A 17,446-nucleotide genomic window follows, 5' to 3' on the forward strand; every position below is an offset into this window, starting at 1 on the left:
GGTGACTAACTTTAGTATTTAAAGTAAAACAGCAATAGGTTTGCTAGAGGTAGATGTGCAAAACCTTTAGTCATTTATTGTTGTAACTTAAGTTGTAATTTATAGCCTTAATTTATCATAGTCACTTATTATTTTTATCGGAAAAACAAAGTATTAGCAGTAAAGAAGATGTAGAGTAGTGCTGTTAAACTTGAACACTAGGAGATGGAGTAACTAATGATTTTTGATGTTTCAGTATTAGAAAACCAAGAAAAATATCGTCTACTCAATGGCGGCGTAACGCCCAGACCCATTGCATGGATTAGCACGCGCTCCCCCGAGGGTATTGATAACTTAGCACCTTATTCATTTTTCACTGTTGCCAGCTGTAATCCTCCTGTGCTGCTTTATACTGAGGTAACGCAGCGAAGTGGTATTGAAAAAGATACCTTACAAAACTTAATGGCAACCGGCGAATGTGTGGTCAATATAGTTAACTCCACTTTATTAGAAAAAATGAACCTGACCAGTGCCAGTCTTCATAAAGATGAAAGTGAATTTGATTTCGCTAACGTTGAGCGCTGCGCTAGTGAGCAAGTAATGCCTCGCTCAGTGAAAGACTCCCCCATACGTTACGAGTGTAGCTTAAGAGAAGTAATTCCGATTAGTGATTTGCCTACGGGCGGCACGGTTATTCTTTTGGATGTAAAGTGCATTTATGTCAGAGATGACTTATATGAAGATGGCAATATAAAGCAAAAATCAATTGATTCTGTTGGTAAAATGGGTGGAAATCACTTTAGCCTAACAGCTAAAAATATAGAGCTTAAGCGTCCTTAAAATGCTTACTGTCTATTGTTGTTACCTATTATTCGCTCTTGGCTGAGCTTTTTTAAGAACTATTTTGGAGAACTATTTTGGCAACTAAGCAAGAAATTGAAGATTTTATGAAAACAGAATTCCCTCAGGCTAAGTGCACTGTTGAAGCCGTTGGAGCGCAGTCAGCAACGGTAAGGCACACGGTTGGGTTTGATGAATTAAGGCCAGGTGGTACGGTGTCTGGTCCCGTTTTAATGACAGTTGCTGATTGTGGTTTATACGTCGCTATTCTAGGTGAAATAGGCATAGTTGCACTTGCGGTTACTACCAGCCTGACGATTAACTTTATGAGAAAACCCTCATCAACGAAAGATATTATTGCTAAATGTACTTTGTTAAAAGTAGGGAAGTCACTGATCGTTGGTGAAGTTTCTTTATATTCTGAAGGTGATGAAAAAGCGGTTGCACATGTGGTTGGCACATATTCAATACCAAAACTCAAATAAACCTTATCATAGTGAGCATTAGCTAGTTAATGTTCAGCACCTTTACATTCGCTAAATATAATAGATTAAATATGTGCGGTGATTAAAGTGTTGTAAGGGTTTTTATCCTTCTTTAATGACCTAGTAATTGAATGAACATTCCCTTTAAAAATTATATAGACCCACTATTTAGGTCACGGGTGAGCATGAAGTGGTCAAGTAAAATTGGTCAGGGTTTTGTAGTTTAGCCAGTACATTCGCCCTTATTCCTGTATTGACAGGGGTAGGTGTAGGAGAACAATAAAGTTATTTACCAACCCTGTAGTGAATAACTCTGTGCCAATAGCCGAGCAATAAAGTTCTTTACTATAAATCAAGGTTGGGGTCACTAATAATGACCATTGCCCCCTACGAAGTAAGGCTAACAATTACCATATTCGAGACATTAGCTTTTGTATCGGTAACGCCTTAATAGGAGCGTATTTTGTCCTTATTTAAAAGCTTGTATGGAGTACGTAGCTAAGGTGTTACTTCATGTTTTAATGATTTTAGGCCTAAGTAAGAAGCCAATAATACTACCAAAGAGATGCTTGTACATTGCTTCTATCTCTTCTTTACTGATACTGCCGCCAAATATAAGCATCTCAAGTTTTTCTCCGGGTTCTTTCACAATATAACCGGATGAACTAAAGCCATTTTTTTTATAAAAATCTTTACGCTTGATTCTTTGCTGGTAGTTTTTTTCATGCTCATCGATTTTTTCAATATTCAGTACAATTCTTTTTCCAGAGTGCATGATTTTTATTGAATCCATTACTTTACTGCCATATCCATCTGAGCGTATAGCTTCTGATATAGCTAAAAAGTGTACCAAAACAATGTCTTTAAACTCAGTGGTATATATAAGGCCAATCCATGTATCATCTGCATAAAGTACGTTAAAGCCTACCTTACCTTTTCTCAGTTTAAATCTGAGGACCCACGTTGGAATACGTTGAACTGTGGTAAACGCTTCCTGATACAGATCGATAACCTTCGAGTAGTTATTATCATTTTTATTTAGCGGTCGGAAATTAATGCTCAAATTCATTACTCATAGGCCTCACTAAGAGGCAAATAATAGTTGGTTAAAATAAGCGAAGAAGAAGCAAAAACCAACTGTTATTTGTCCTTTTGAGTGACTAAAGTTACGATATTAAAAATAGATAGCATAAAATTTGATACTAGTTTCTTTAATGCCCAGCTTGAAGCCATATTAATAAAAGTAGGTAAACGACTTAACGTGTGGCTCTTGGGTTGATCATGTTGAGGAACATCATAGTTGATAGGTTTATACCTACAACAAGCTAAAAGAGACATTCATTTTCTATTTTGTATGTTATTTCTAAGGCAATATCAATCTAGTGTACGAGATTCTTGTTAGGTAAGTTTTCTATTCTTTTTCCCTAAATATCTCATCGTATTTTCATGCCTTTGAGAACCTAATAACAGTGACACACTCTCAATTTTCTAGTCAGAACCAACATCTTTTCCGTATAAATTACTGATAACTCTAGGCGATTTGCGGTAGAAAAACATCAATACCATTCATACTTATTCTCTGCATCAGTTTTTTTTGATATCTATAGCAGTATAAGTGATGAATACTTCAAAAAACAACAACAACATTTAAATTTTTTATATAAACAACAATACCTTAGTATTTCAAGTTGTGGTTTTCCACATTTGCTTAGGTGTCATCACGAATAGTCTCGCCTGAGCACTTAGCCTAGAATAATGGTACACGCGTTTCTAAGCGTTATGTATTTTAATATTGAGAGCTTTCAAAGTCTTATTCGTTAACTAAGGGAATTATCATGGCTTATGCAACAACAAATCCATATACAGGAGAAGTGCTAAAAACTTTTCCTGATGCTACAGACGCTGACATTATCAAAGCGATAGAAAATTCCGACACAGCCTTTGCATCATGGAAACAAACGTCTTTTGCTTCTCGTGCCAAAATAATGCAAAAAGCGGCTGATTTATTACGTGAAGATTTAGCGGGTTATGCCAAATTATTAACGTTAGAGATGGGTAAAATAACATCAGAAGCAAAAGCTGAAGTTGAATTATCTGCGGCTATTTTAGAGTATTACGCTAACAATGCTGAGCGACTGCTGGCATCAGAAAAGTTAGTTGTTGCCGACCCGGCGGAAGGCGAAGCAATCATTGTGCACGACCCTCTTGGTGTATTGCTTGCGGTTGAGCCATGGAACTTTCCGTATTATCAAGTGGCGCGTATTATTGCGCCGCAATTATCAGCAGGTAATACCATGCTATTAAAGCATGCTGGTATTGTTCCACAATGTGCAGCAGCATTTGAAGCGCTGATGCTAGAAGCTGGACTACCTAAAGACGTTTTTCAAAATTTGTATGCCGCACATTCACAAACAGAAATGATCATCTCTCATCCGTTGGTTCGCGGTGTGGCACTGACTGGCTCTGAAGGTGCTGGTGCCATTGTTGCGTCTACCGCGGGTAAAGCACTTAAAAAATCGACATTAGAGCTTGGTGGAGCTGATGCCTTTGTTGTGCTTGCTGACGCTGAAATGGAAAAAACCGTTAATTGGGCTGTATTTGGTCGTCATTGGAACGGTGGACAAGTTTGCGTATCGTCTAAACGTATGATTATCGCAGATGAAGTTTATGATGACTTCCTTGAACAGTACACTGATGGTGTTGCTCAATTACAAGCAGGCGACCCATTTGATCCCGCAACAACATTAGCGCCATTGTCGTCACAAAGTGCAGCAGACGAGCTCAAAGTTAAAATTAATGACGCAATAGCACTTGGTGTAACCGCGACTGAAGTCGGCCCTAAAGTTCCTAGCCAAGGTGCTTTTGTACAACCCACCATTTTAACCAATATTAGTGAGGATAATCCGGCTCGCAATTGGGAGTTTTTTGGCCCAGTGTCTATGCTGTTTCGTGCAAAAGATGAAGCCGACGCCATTAGAATTGCCAACGACTCTCCATTTGGTTTAGGCGGCTCAGTATTTACCTCGGATCCGGAACATGGCTTAGAGGTTGCCAAACAAATATCTACGGGCATGATATTTATAAATCATCCAACCATGGTGAAAGCTGATTTACCTTTTGGTGGCGTTCGTCATTCTGGCTATGGTCGAGAGCTTATTGGTTTAGGCATTAAAGAGTTTGTTAACCATAAACTTATCAACGTTGTTGATATTGACGCACCATTTTAACTCGCCGTATTTTGGGCTGCTATGCGTTAAATAGCAGCCATTAAAGAACCGATAATTGAAAATAATGTATAGGAATAATGATGAGTAATAAAATGAAAGCCGCTGTTGTCGAGGAATTTGGCAAACCTTTAGTGATACGTGAATTAAATGTTCCATCGCCAGCTGCAGGACAAATATTAGTTAAAACAGAAGCTTGTGGTGTATGCCACACTGACTTACACGCTGCAAATGGTGATTGGCCATTAAAACCGACGCCGCCATTTACGCCAGGTCATGAAGGTATTGGACTTGTTACAGAAATTGGAGAAGGTGTTACCAGCGTAAAAGTGGGCGATAGAGTTGGTGTTCCATGGCTTTATTCCGCTTGTGGTCATTGTGAGTTTTGCTTAAGTGCTTATGAGCCAGTCTGTCCTGATGCTGAATTTGGCGGTTACACCAAAGACGGTGGCTTTGCTGAATATATTATTGCCGATCCAAATTATGTTGCTCATGTTCCTGCTGGCTTATCAGCAATACAAGCGGCCCCTATTATTTGTGCAGGTATTACAACCTATAAAGGCATTAAAGAAACCGAAGCTAAACCGGGTGAATGGGTTGCCATTTCAGGTTGTGGTGGCCTTGGCCATTTAGCGATTCAATACGCTAAAGCGATGGGACTTAAAGTCTGCGCGGTTGATATTGACGAGGGCAAGTTAGAACATGCTAAGGAAGTTGGTGCTGATGCCGTGGTTAACGCTAAAACAGAAAATGCTGCTGAAACGGTTAAAGAAATAACCGGTGGTGGCGCTCATGGTGTACTGATCACCGCACCTTCGCTACCGGCATTTGAGCAAGGGGTTAATATGACCCGCAAACATGGCACCTGTGTGTTAGTGGGTTTACCGCCAGGTGAGTTCCCAACGCCATTGTTTGATGTGGTCGCAAATTGCATCACAATTAAAGGTTCGTTTGTTGGTAACCGTAAAGACATGGCCGAAGCGCTTGCTTTTGCCGCGCAAGGTAAAGTTAAAGCGGATATTGAGTTACAACCTTTAAGCGCTATTAATGACATTTTAGAAAGACTTGAGCATGGCAAAGTACCATCGCGTGTGGTTATTGACTTCACGCTTTAGGTTGTCATAAGTTGTCACAGATACAATGGCTAATTGTTTGATTTTATGGGCTTATCTATAAAAAAAACGATGCCATTGTACCTTTCATTTTATTGTTTCTATTACCACGTCTAATAAATCTTGTTATACCAGTTTCATTAATTAAGTGATCTACTTTATACGCAGGGAAAATGACCAAAAACGAGGCGTTTGTTTTAATAACTAGTTGTTCTAATTATTAAATAAATAACGAAGTGGTTGGTTATTTTAACCGGTAGAAATGATTACATAGTTAGTGAGATGGGTATTACAAAGTGCTAGACCCTATTCCTGTCGTTAAAATTGGAGATTCTTAAATGAAAATCGGTGTTCCAAAAGAAATTCTCAAGGGCGAACGACGCGTTGCCACAACCCCTGATGTGGTAAAAAAATTAACTAAGCTTGGTTTTAATGTTGCCATTGAAACGGGAGCCGGAGACGCGGCTAATTACACTGATGACGCATACGCTCAAGCAGGTTGTGACATAGTGAACTCAGCAAAAGCGTTATGGCAGCAGTCTGATATTGTGCTTAAAGTACAAGCGCCAGAAGCTGAAGAACGTGCGTTATTAAAAAGCGGACAAACATTGGTTAGTTTTTTATGGCCAGCGCAAAATCCAGACATGCTAAAAGAATTAACGGAACGTGGCGTAACCGCCATCGCGATAGATAGCATTCCGCGTATTTCTCGTGCACAAAAAATGGATGCACGTAGTTCGATGGCTAATATTTCGGGTTATCGGGCAATAGTAGAAGCCGCACAACATTTTGACCGATTTTTTACCGGGCAAATTACTGCGGCTGGAAAAGTAGATCCCGCTAAAGTACTTGTTATTGGCGCGGGTGTTGCTGGGTTAGCGGCTATTGGCGCAGCAAAAAGTATGGGAGCGATTGTGCGCTCGTTTGATACCAGAGCGGAAGTTAAAGAACAAATTGAAAGTATGAACGCCGAGTTTTTAATGCTCGACTTTACAGATGAAGACGGCTCCGGCGAAGGTGGTTACGCCAAAGTCATGAGTGACGAATTTATCCAAGCCGAAATGGCCTTGTTTGCTGCGCAAGCTAAAGACGTGGATATTATTGTTACCACAGCACTCATTCCAGGAAAACCTGCCCCTAAGTTGATCACCCGCGACATGGTTGCCTCAATGAAAAAAGGCAGTGTTATTGTTGACCTTGCTGCAGAGCAGGGCGGTAATTGTGAATTAACTGTGCCTGGCAAAGTTGCGGTTGTTGATGGTGTATCTATTATTGGGTACACCGATTTACCCAGTCGTCTTGCCGCGCAGTCAAGCCAACTCTATAGCAACAATTTACACAATTTGTTAGCCGAAATGACACCTGAAAAAGATGGAAATCTGCTTGTTGATATGACAAATGACGTTGTCTTAGGGGCAACTATTTGTCTTGAAGGAAAAACAACTTGGCCGCCACCAGCACCTAAGCTTTCTGCTGCACCTAAAAAGCCTAAAGCTCAAAAAGCAGTCGCTATTCCGGTCGAGAAAAAGAAATCAATCGTTGGTCCTATTATTGGCGCTACCCTGGGTGCTTTAGCATTGCTTGGACTTGGCGGGTTTGCTCCGGCTAATTTTATGTCGCACTTTACTGTTTTTGTATTGGCTTGTTTTGTTGGCTATATGGTGATTTGGAGCGTATCGCCAGCATTGCATACGCCATTAATGAGTGTAACTAATGCTATTTCAAGCATCATTGTTATCGGTGCCTTGATTCAAATAAGTTCGACGGACGATACAATTAAATGGTTTGCCGTTTTTACGGTGTTAATTGCCAGCATTAATATTGTTGGCGGGTTTGCTGTAACACACCGCATACTTAAAATGTTCCGTAAGTGAGGTTGTCATGATTAGTACGGGTATTGTAACCGTGGCGTATATCGCTGCGATGGTTCTTTTTATTTTAGCTTTAAGCGGATTATCTAATCAAGAAACGGCTCGAAAGGGTAATTGGTATGGTATTGCGGGAATGGTTATTGCGTTTTTGGCAACCGTTTTAGGTGTGGTCAGCAATAATTATATTGAGTTGATGATGGCATTGTTGATTGGCGGTAGTATTGGCATGTTAGTCGCCAGACACGTGCAAATGACTGATATTCCAGAGCTTATTGCTATTTTACACAGCCTTATTGGGCTAGCGGCTATTATGGTGGGCTATGCTAATTTTGCTGATGCCTCAACTAGTTTTTCCGGTATTGATTTAACCATTCATGACATAGAAACCTATGTTGGCGTGTTGATAGGTGCGGTTACTTTCTCAGGTTCAATAACGGCTTACGGCAAGCTTTCAGGCCGAATAGGCAGCAAGCCATTGATGTTACCCGGACGGCATATATTTAACCTCGCCTTATTGGTTGCAGTGGTTTGGTTTGGTCAACAATTTGTTGCTCAGTCTGCCATTGGTGGTGGTCTGTTACCTTTAGTCATTATGATAGCGATTGCCTTAGTTTTTGGTATTCATATGGTTATGGCGATTGGCGGTGCTGATATGCCGGTGGTTATATCTATGCTAAACAGCTATTCAGGTTGGGCTGCAGCTGCCACAGGCTTTATGTTGAATAATGATCTGCTCATTGTTATTGGTGCACTCGTGGGTTCAAGTGGCGCTATTTTGAGTTACATTATGTGTAAAGCAATGAACCGAAACTTCTTATCTGTCATCGCTGGTGGTTTTGGTAGTGGCGCTAGCGTAAAAGCATCGCCTTCAGGCGAACAAGAGCAAGGTGAAGTGATAACAACGACAGCAATTGAAACCGCTGAACTGCTTAATAACGCCAAAGAAGTGATGATCATTCCAGGTTACGGCATGGCAGTGGCGAAAGCGCAGCAGATTGTCTTCGAGCTCACAGAGAAATTACGTGATAAAGGCGTTAATGTTCGTTTTGCAATACATCCAGTGGCAGGGCGTATGCCAGGGCAAATGAATGTGCTACTAGCTGAGGCAAATGTACCTTACGATATTGTGTTTGAAATGGATGAAGTAAACGATGACTTTGAGCAAGTTGATGTTTCCTTGATCATTGGTGCTAACGATATCGTTAATCCCTCAGCGCTTGATGAGCCAGACAGCCCAATAGCCGGTATGCCAGTACTTGAATGTTGGCATGGTAAAACAGCTATTGTGTTAAAACGCAGTATGGCAACGGGTTACGCTGGCGTACAAAACCCCTTGTTTTTTAAAGAGAATACACAAATGTTATTTGGTGATGCCAAAGCAACATTAACCGAGGTGGTTGCGGCGCTATAAAGGGTTACAAAAGGGCTATAAAAGAATATTTTATAGCCCGCAGCAATAACATCATAATCAATATGTAATTAAAGTAGAAAATATCTGCTGCTGAATTAATTCACGCAGCGGAAGTCGCTTAGCCAGAAAGAGCTTAATCAGTATGAGTTACTGACTAAGTAACAAATTGCTTGGCTTTAGCCTTTAATCATTCAAGAATGGCTTGGTTGTAATAGCAATCGTGTAAAGGCTATTACTTACTTTAATTCGGCTGTACGTTATGGTGCTATTGAATTTATTAGCACTCATTGATTACTTTATTCTTGCCACTAAAAAATCTACTGCTGCTTTTACTTTTGGTACTAAGTAGCGTTGTTTTTGATATAACAAATAAACGGCCATATCAGAATGTTGAGTTATCGCTAACTCATGTTCAAACTTAAGCTCTTGCAACTTGCCTGACTCAAGATAGGAAGATAACGCCCATCGCGTTGACATTAAAATGCCTTCACCGTCACACGCTTTTTTCGCTAACCAGGGGCCGTTATTTGAAATTGCTATCGCTGGCCCCGAAACATCATGCCATTGACCGTTCATATTGCATAACCAAGGCGTTGGTCCTGTTGGGGTTTTAAAATACACGCCATTATGTTCTTTTAGTTCCATTGCGTTACTAGGTACGCCGTGCTTTGCTAAATAACTTGGCGAAGCGACAGGAATAAAGCCATTGTCCATTAACCTTATGGCTAACACGCGCTCATTTGGCGCGTAACCACCGCGAATAGCAATATCGACATCATCACGCCCTAGTGTCGATAACTCGTCACTTAAACTAATATCTAAGACAATTTCAGGGTATAACGCACTGAATTCATCAAACAAAGGCAGTAATATTTTTTCGCCAAAACCGACCATTGAACTGATAGACAAACGACCCATGGGGGTTGTTTGATAACTACGAACCGTTTCATTGCTTTGTTCTAGTTGATTCAATATTTGCTGGACATCGTTATAATAAATTTGTCCTACTTCTGTCAGTTTAACGATTCGAGTTGAACGCTTTAATAGCGTTGCTCCTAAACTCTTTTCTAAATCAGCCACGCGTCTCGACAACGATGAGGGCGGCACATTTAAAGTATTCGCCGCTTTGGTAAAACTGCCCGTTTCGACGACCTTGCTGAAATAGCGTATTGCACGTAGTTGATCCAACTGGCTTCTCCATTAAATAAATACTGAATGCTTTTGCTTGATTGTTGCTTTAAAAGCAATAGTGATTCGCATTTTCCCTTATATATAACCAAATTAAAACAAGTAATAATACGTTTAACTTAAAGATTACCACCTTACTCTTATGGCAAGGTATTAAAAACAGAGGCTTTAATTGCACTTTCGGCAATTGAGCATAATTAAACAGAGCTAAACACAATTTTCACATTAATGACGGGACACTTACTTATGATAATTTTGCACGGTTTTGCCGCTAGTAACTACTACAACCTAGTGAAACATGTATTGCTACACAAAGAATTGCCATTTAAAGAAAACCTACTTTACGCGGGTAGTGAGGAATTACTCGCAATGAGTCCTGCTGGCAAAGTACCCGTTATCACAACGGCTGAAGGCCTTGAACTTTCAGAGTCGAGTGTTATTTGTGATTTTATCGAAGAGACTTACCCTGCAACTCCGCTATATCCTGAAAATGCAGGAGAGCGTGCTGTTGTCCGCCAAATGATGAAAATAGCAGAGCTTTATTTTGAACTGCCAAGCAGACGACTGATACCTTATGCATTTTCAGGCACAGCAGTGCCTGATGCTATTAAAGTTGAAGTACGTCAAGTATTAACGCGTGGCATTACAGCTTTAAGTCGCTTGTGTCAGTTTTCACCTTGGGTGGCAGGTGAACAATTAACCATGGCAGATATCTATCTTCATTATGTAAACACTATTGTTAGCGCTTTTGGCGCTAGCCAGCTTGAGTGGGATGTACTGGCAGAAGTACCAGGAATGAAAGAATGGAACAATGCCATGAGTCAATCTGCCATTGCCCAAAAAGTAGAGGCCGACCGTCAGGCAAACATGCCTGAGTTTATGCAAAAGGTGACCGCTCAAATTAAAGCGGCAAACGCCGGATAACATGTAGTTGCGATCAAAGCAGTCAATACCACATTTTTACGTGAATTCAATTACGAACAAAGTATAACCAATACAATAAAGTTATTGGTTGAAAAAATTTATTATTTGCAGGAGCAAACATTATGACAACGTCAAATATCCAACTTACTTCAACCATCAGTGAAGACAATAAATTAACACTTGCCTTAAAAAACATCGAAATACCACAACCTGGTGTCGATGAAGTGGTTATTCGTCTTGAAGCTGCACCATTAAACCCGTCTGATTTAGCCGTTCTTTTTAGCGCTGCAGATATGACAAGCGCGCAGCAATCAGGCACTGAACAAAGTCCAGTGATTACGGCAGATGTTCCCGCTAAGTTTATGCCTGCGGTTAAAGCGCGTGTTGGTAAAGCAATTCCTGTTGGTAATGAAGGCGCAGGAACCGTTATAGCGGCGGGTTCATCGCCTGCGGCACAAGCATTAATGGGTAAAACCGTTGCCGTTATTGGCGGTGGCACGTATCGTCAATTTATCTCCGCCAACGTACAAAGCTGCTTACCATTAAAAGAAGGTACTACAGCTAAAGAGGGCGCCTCTTCTTTTGTTAACCCACTTACGGCATTAGCTATGGTTGAAACTATGCGTGCTGAAGGTCATAAAGCCATTATTCATGCGGCGGCGGCGTCTAACCTTGGCCAAATGCTAAACCGTATTTGTATTGCTGATGGCGTTGATTTAATTAACATTGTCCGTAAAGCCGAACAAGAAACATTATTACGTGATATGGGCGCAAAATATATTGTTAATTCTAGTAGTGAGACTTTTCTTGCTGACTTAACGGCGGCAATTATTGAAACAGGCGCAACTATTGCGTTTGACCCTATTGGTGGTGGTAAGCTAACAAGTGACATTCTTAATTGTATGGAAGTTGCTGCGGTTCGTGATATGAAAGAACACAGCGTTTATGGCTCTGACACGTTCAAACAAGTGTACATTTATGGCGCATTAGACCGTGGCCCTGTAACACTCAATCGTAACTTCGGTTTTGCTTGGGCTGTCAATGGCTTCTTATTATTCAATGCGCTAGGTAAGTTAGGCACTAAAACGGTAATAGCGATGCGTAAACGTGTTGCAGATGAAATCACGACAACATTTGCTAGTCACTACACACATGAAGTGTCGTTGGCAGAAGTATTACAATTAAAATCGATGGCAGCTTATTCAAAACAAGCGACAGGTGAGAAGTTCTTAATCACGCCTCAAAAGTAATTGCCCCCAAAAGTAATTAATTTAACTGATTGATTGTAAAATATGTAAAAGCAGATACCGATGATGGTATCTGCTTTTTTATTTACTGGCTCGTTAGAGAAAGCATCAAGCTATACATTGTTTACGCTAATAGTAAATTCATTAGAAAATATATGGCAATATTTTTAGCTAGAATGTCAGGAATGCGCACAAAGCGCTCATTAAAATATTGTTAATAAAATTCCCCAAAATAAATAAAACAGCTTTAGTAAATAACTTTCTTGTTCTCCTACAGCAGGTCTATAATCTGCAAACTTGTCCCTGCGATTATGTTGTAAACCTAAGCGGACTTGTAGGTTTCATAATCAGTATAACCTTTAGCGCCGCCACCATACCAATCACTGGTATCGTCAGATGGCGCCAATGGCCAGTTATTAAGCATACGCTGAGGTAAATCGGGGTTAGCAATATAGGGGCGACCAAAAGCCACCAGATCAGCTTTGTCTGAACCAATTACCGCTTCAGCTTTTGCCTGGTCGTAGCCACAATTCCCTATAATAAGGCCATGATATAAACTTCTGAAATCTTCCAGTATCATTGGCTCTCCCAGTGCGTGAAAACCAAAAGCTAAGCCATCCATAATATGCGCAAAACCAAGCTGGTAATGAGTAAAACGCTGTATAACATGGGTATATAATTCTCTGTAGTCATCACAGCCCATATCATTGAATACGCCATTGGGCGAAATTCTGCTGCCAACATTTTCCGCAGGCCATACTGTTAATACCGCTTCAATTATTTCGTTTAAAAAGCGCGTACGATTTTCAATGCTACCGCCATATTCATCGTCACGCTGATTGGTGCTAGCATCAAGAAACTGATTAATGAGATAGCCGTTTGCGGCATGAACTTCAACGCCATCAAAGCCTGCTGCCTTGGCATTTTCAGCTGCTTTGCGAAAGTCTTCCACTGTTCTTTTGATATCTTGCACTGTCATAGCGCGTGGCACTTCGTAGTCTTTTTTAGCTTCAGGGGTATGAATTTGATCGCCATTAATTTTTAATGCTGAAGCTGATAGCGGCAATTCACCGTCATGAAAGTCACTATGAGATGCTCGTCCGGTATGCCAAAGCTGAAGAATAATTTGACTGTCTTGCTGATGCACGCGCTCAGTAATTTTTTTCCAACCCTCGACCATTTCCTGGCTATAAATACCGGGTGAGTTTACCCAACCATTGCCTTCTTCAGATATAGCGGTCGCTTCAGCAATTACTAAGCCAGCCGTACTGCGCTGCTGATAATACTCTGCCATTAATTCATTGGGGACGCGAGTTGGACCTGCACGACCGCGAGTTAACGGTGCAAGAACGAAACGATTTTTTAGGGGCTTTTTAGCGAATGTTGTTGTCGAAAAAAGTGTAGTTGTAGACACGTTATTGTTTCCTTATTCATTTATGAAGATAATTTATCTAGAAAGCTATTTCATAGGTCAGGTTAATAGGTCACTAGATGTAGATCTCAGTTATTAATATGATTGTCTCATATAATATAAATGTATTATTTTATATTTTGTAATAACTTGTAGTTATATGTAAATGTAGCATTCGTATTGAAATGTAATGTTAAGTGCGAGTTAAATTGACTAAGTCACTTTCATTTTACAATCAACTCTCACTCAATTTCAAAAGATACATTTTGGCTTTTGTATAGCTTGCTTTTAATTCATTTAAAAGCGGCTATCATCCTTTGCTTTTGAATATTAAGTTTCAAAAGTAAGGGTGGTAGCGTAAAACCACCCCCTCATTCATTGCTCAGTACAGCGATTTTGTAATAAACGCTTTTAACACTTAGAAAATTATTTATTGACCACTCAATCTTTTACCAAAAGAGATAGCATAAGCAGGTGAGCGCATTCTTAATATAGGATCAGCACTGGGTATAAAGCCTGCCGACATCACATTAGGATCAAAGTTAGTATTATTACAGGCATCGCCACCACTTGTTTTAACGGTTACCGTACCAAGCGTCACTTGAGGGCGTTCACTAGGCCATTGTTGTGAAGGGTCAATGTCGCTATCTTGTGCTTCACCTAAGCTCGCCATAATATTAAAACTAACGGTTTCATCTTTAAGTTGTTGCGCAAAAGTATCAGCTAAAAACTCAGTTGGCATGCTATCAGCCTCAGCTTTTTCTAGTGTTTTTACCCCTAAGCTTGGCTTGATATTCCAGCGAAACTTAGTTTGTTGTTTATTGGCTTGGTCAAAGTAAAAGGTGTGCAAACCAAAAAACTCAGTATTGGCGAATGACGCGGCTGTTTTAGCGTTTTGATTCCACATAACGTGAGCTTGTAAACTTGGGTTCTGCTGGACAAATGCCATGGTTTTAGCGGGGTCAGATTTACCATTTTCATCAGGCAGTAAAGTCGATAAGAAGCCATGAAAAATTTCTGGATTTTTGCCAGCAAATACGGGGAAGTTGTTACCGGTAAAAGTATGTAAAGCGCCATTAGGTAGTTGAATTTGCATGCCCATACCCCGCGTACCAGGGGCTTTCTCATTACTACTTGGGCTAGCACCACCGACTGAAAAGCGCATAGATACGGGTAATTCACCGTTTGATAACAAGGCGGCTCCGGTAAAGTATTTATTGGGCGCGGGCACAAAAGTGCCAGAGGCACATAGACCTTTAGCATGTGCTTTTCTATAGCCTGGATGTTTTCCTCCTAGCTTTTCGAATATTTCAACTAAATCATTTGCTTCAATTTTTTTGTCACTTGCACTTGCAGTCGAGGTTGCAGTAGCACCTATAATGAGAAAAAAAGCAGTAAGGCCTGAGGTAATGAGGTTATGCTTCATTTATATTTCTTTATTGTTATATCGATAGTTAAAGTTACGAAAAAATCTTTGCTAAGATCACTCTGTTGTTTAAAAAACCTGCGAAAGCGATTGAAAACCCGGATATCAGCTAAAGCTCTTATAAATAAATAAGGCATAGGCTGGAGGCTTAGCGTATATGTGCATTACTGTTGAGCTCTGGGTAATAAGCTCAGATTAAATGTAGATTAATAGCTATAAATTCAAGCCTTGTTATGAATTAATATTATTTTTTTATCATAAATATTGTTTTTTAGTATAGAAAGTCTCAAATAGCGCTCTCTGCTAAGCGATATAAAACCATTAAGCTTAATCCAAAGGCTCACCATTGAGCTTAAATAAGTCATAAAGGCCTTACTAGCTTGAGAAACATAATTATTTTTTCTACGCTAAACTAAATTTAATTTTTGGCTCAAAGGTATAGATGTTATCTGCTGCTCGTTTTGTAAAATACGCGATAAAAAAGTGTTAATAGCAACGCCATTGCGAACTAATGACTTTTGCAGCTCAATAAGATTATTTTCCATGCGAACATCTAATGCTAAGTAATTTTTTTGCATACTGACTAATAACGTCACGTAAAAAATATCCTTCATGAAATAATACCAGTGGCTGTTGGCAAGATTGTGCCAGTGATACTGTGCCAAATGATGGTTGATGATCTTTAAATGGTTTGGCTATAGATATTGCCAGTATCAACCAGTTGTTGTTAAAGAAAGCAGTAAAGCACTTGGTATCAAGTATCTACTCTGCTAGCTTTAAGGATGTCAAAATGTAACACCAGCTTGATACGAAGTGACACTAAATTCGAATGAAGGGGCGTAGAATAGTGGTATTTGTTAAGTGCTTAAAAATTGGATATTAAAAAAAGGAATAACATGAAAAACATATTTGTTAAGTTTACTGACAGCTCTGTTAGTTTGGTGAAGAATTGGCTTCCTGATCCATTTGTTTTTGCCGTTATATTGACCTTTGTTGTGTTTATTGCCGCTATACCTCTTACACAAAGCTCTCCTATGGATTTGGTCACAGCTTGGTATGGAGGTTTTTGGTCTATTTTGTCATTTGCAATGCAGATGGCAATGGTGCTGGTCACTGGGACCATATTAGCAACAACAGATGTGTTTAAAAAATATTTATCTAAACTCGCTGGATTTTCAAAAACACCAGGACAAGCGATACTTCTGGTCAGTTTTGTTGCATTAGTTGCCAGTTTTATTAACTGGGGCTTTGGTTTAGTTATTGGGGCAATTTTTGCGAGAGAAGTCGCTCATAAAGTAAAAGGGGTTCATTATCCATTATTAATCGCTTCTGCCTACGTTGGTTTTTTGATTTGGCATGCAGGTTTTTCAGGCTCTATTCCATTAACGATTGCCTCATCTACTGGTCTAGCAGAAATAACAAATGGGGCATTAACACAAGCTATTCCAACAAGCGAAACCATATTTTCGTCATATAATTTAATTATTGTCGCCATACTTGTGCTTACATTACCTTTTATTCTAAAGTTTATGCATCCTTCAAAAGAAAAAACCATTGAAGTGGATACCCGCTTATTTGAAGCTGAAATAGTAGAAACATTAGATAAAAATAATATGACGCCAGCCCAAAAGCTTGAAAATTCTAAATGGATAAATAGAGCACTGGGTGTTTTAGGATATAGTTTTATTTTCTCTTATTTTATCGAAAATGGATTTGCTTTAAATTTGAATATAATTAATTTTATCTTCTTATTTACTGCCATTATTTTACATGGCACTCCCATTAAAGTAGTACGTGCAGTGGCTGATGCGTCCAAAAATGTCGGGGGTATTTTACTACAATTCCCTTTTTATGCTGGAATAATGGGACTGATGAAATTTATGGGTCCAGATGGTGTTTCACTTGCTGGATATATTTCACAAGGTTTTGTTAATATTTCTACAGTAGATACTTTTCCTTTATTTACTTTTTTAAGTGCAGGCGTTGTGAACTTTTTTGTCCCCTCGGGTGGCGGACAGTGGGTTGTTCAAGCACCTATTATGATGCCAGCAGCCATTGAACTTGGCGTAGATACGGCCAGAACGGCAATGGCAATTGCCTGGGGAGATGCTTGGACAAACATGATACAACCATTTTGGGCTTTACCATTATTGGGAATTGCTAAACTTGGAGCAAGAGATATTATGGGCTATTGCTTAGTTATACTTGTCTATTCTGGCATTGTTATATCATTAGGATTGGTTTTTTTATAGTTTTTTATAAAGGGACCCTATAAACCGTTTCAAATTCGGTGTTAAGTCACCTGATGTAATATATGTTACAGCGCTA

The 17,446-nt window shown here is 39.7% G+C and carries 13 protein-coding genes and 1 pseudogene; 9 read left to right on the top strand and 5 right to left on the bottom strand.

Annotated features, from left to right (window positions below; genetic code table 11):
- Positions 1–216 precede the first annotated feature (216 nt).
- Both H4J59_RS07930 and H4J59_RS07935 read left to right on the top strand, forming a co-directional pair.
- Positions 217–819 (top strand): flavin reductase family protein, encoded by a 603-nt coding sequence (locus H4J59_RS07930; RefSeq protein WP_182238323.1) that lies wholly within the window; start codon positions 217–219, stop codon positions 817–819.
- A gap of 74 nt (positions 820–893) precedes the next feature.
- Positions 894–1,304, top strand: a complete 411-nt coding sequence (locus tag H4J59_RS07935; protein ID WP_182238412.1) for a PaaI family thioesterase — start codon at positions 894–896, stop codon at positions 1,302–1,304.
- Positions 1,305–1,815: 511 nt separating this feature from the next.
- Here H4J59_RS07935 and H4J59_RS07940 read toward each other — a convergent pair.
- The gene (locus tag H4J59_RS07940) at positions 1,816–2,373 is read right to left on the bottom strand and encodes a GNAT family N-acetyltransferase (protein WP_259369443.1); all 558 of its coding nucleotides are present in this window, start codon (positions 2,371–2,373) and stop codon (positions 1,816–1,818) included.
- 766 nt (positions 2,374–3,139) lie between these two features.
- Between H4J59_RS07940 and H4J59_RS07945 the strand changes: the two genes are divergently transcribed.
- From H4J59_RS07945 to pntB, 4 genes are all read left to right on the top strand, one after another.
- On the top strand, positions 3,140–4,531 hold the full coding sequence (locus tag H4J59_RS07945; protein WP_182238325.1) for an NAD-dependent succinate-semialdehyde dehydrogenase: 1,392 nt from the start codon (positions 3,140–3,142) through the stop codon (positions 4,529–4,531).
- Positions 4,532–4,623: 92 nt separating this feature from the next.
- The gene (gene adhP, locus H4J59_RS07950) at positions 4,624–5,643 is read left to right on the top strand and encodes an alcohol dehydrogenase AdhP (RefSeq protein ID WP_220469765.1); all 1,020 of its coding nucleotides are present in this window, start codon (positions 4,624–4,626) and stop codon (positions 5,641–5,643) included.
- 335 nt (positions 5,644–5,978) lie between these two features.
- The gene (locus tag H4J59_RS07955) at positions 5,979–7,514 is read left to right on the top strand and encodes a Re/Si-specific NAD(P)(+) transhydrogenase subunit alpha (RefSeq protein ID WP_182238329.1); all 1,536 of its coding nucleotides are present in this window, start codon (positions 5,979–5,981) and stop codon (positions 7,512–7,514) included.
- Between the two features lie 10 nt (positions 7,515–7,524).
- The gene (pntB, locus tag H4J59_RS07960) at positions 7,525–8,922 is read left to right on the top strand and encodes a Re/Si-specific NAD(P)(+) transhydrogenase subunit beta (protein WP_182238416.1); all 1,398 of its coding nucleotides are present in this window, start codon (positions 7,525–7,527) and stop codon (positions 8,920–8,922) included.
- Between the two features lie 291 nt (positions 8,923–9,213).
- On the opposite strand, the gene H4J59_RS07965 is transcribed toward pntB, so the two are convergent.
- A complete protein-coding gene (locus tag H4J59_RS07965) occupies positions 9,214–10,110 on the bottom strand; it encodes a LysR family transcriptional regulator (RefSeq protein ID WP_182238331.1) in 897 nt (298 codons plus the stop codon).
- 246 nt (positions 10,111–10,356) lie between these two features.
- Here H4J59_RS07965 and H4J59_RS07970 point away from each other — a divergent pair, with 246 nt between their 5' ends.
- Both H4J59_RS07970 and H4J59_RS07975 read left to right on the top strand, forming a co-directional pair.
- A complete protein-coding gene (locus tag H4J59_RS07970; protein WP_182238333.1) occupies positions 10,357–11,034 on the top strand; it encodes a glutathione S-transferase family protein in 678 nt (225 codons plus the stop codon).
- A gap of 122 nt (positions 11,035–11,156) precedes the next feature.
- Positions 11,157–12,284, top strand: a complete 1,128-nt coding sequence (locus H4J59_RS07975) for a zinc-binding dehydrogenase (protein ID WP_182238335.1) — start codon at positions 11,157–11,159, stop codon at positions 12,282–12,284.
- Between the two features lie 319 nt (positions 12,285–12,603).
- Here H4J59_RS07975 and H4J59_RS07980 read toward each other — a convergent pair whose 3' ends face one another.
- From H4J59_RS07980 to H4J59_RS19800, 3 genes and pseudogenes are all read right to left on the bottom strand, one after another.
- Positions 12,604–13,695 carry an alkene reductase gene (locus H4J59_RS07980; protein WP_182238337.1) on the bottom strand — a complete coding sequence of 364 codons (1,092 nt, stop codon included), beginning with the start codon at positions 13,693–13,695 and terminating at the stop codon, positions 12,604–12,606.
- Positions 13,696–14,122: 427 nt separating this feature from the next.
- The gene (locus tag H4J59_RS07985; protein WP_182238339.1) at positions 14,123–15,118 is read right to left on the bottom strand and encodes a catalase family peroxidase; all 996 of its coding nucleotides are present in this window, start codon (positions 15,116–15,118) and stop codon (positions 14,123–14,125) included.
- Positions 15,119–15,459: 341 nt separating this feature from the next.
- Positions 15,460–15,778, bottom strand: a pseudogene (locus H4J59_RS19800) (LysR family transcriptional regulator substrate-binding protein); the annotation flags it as partial.
- Between the two features lie 245 nt (positions 15,779–16,023).
- On the opposite strand from H4J59_RS19800, the gene H4J59_RS07995 reads away from it, so the two are divergent.
- Positions 16,024–17,370 carry a short-chain fatty acid transporter gene (locus H4J59_RS07995; RefSeq protein WP_404852012.1) on the top strand — a complete coding sequence of 449 codons (1,347 nt, stop codon included), beginning with the start codon at positions 16,024–16,026 and terminating at the stop codon, positions 17,368–17,370.
- The last annotated feature ends 76 nt before the right edge of the window (positions 17,371–17,446 follow it).

The sequence above is a fragment of the Colwellia sp. MB02u-10 genome, assembly GCF_014077185.1.
GTDB lineage: Bacteria > Pseudomonadota > Gammaproteobacteria > Enterobacterales > Alteromonadaceae > Cognaticolwellia.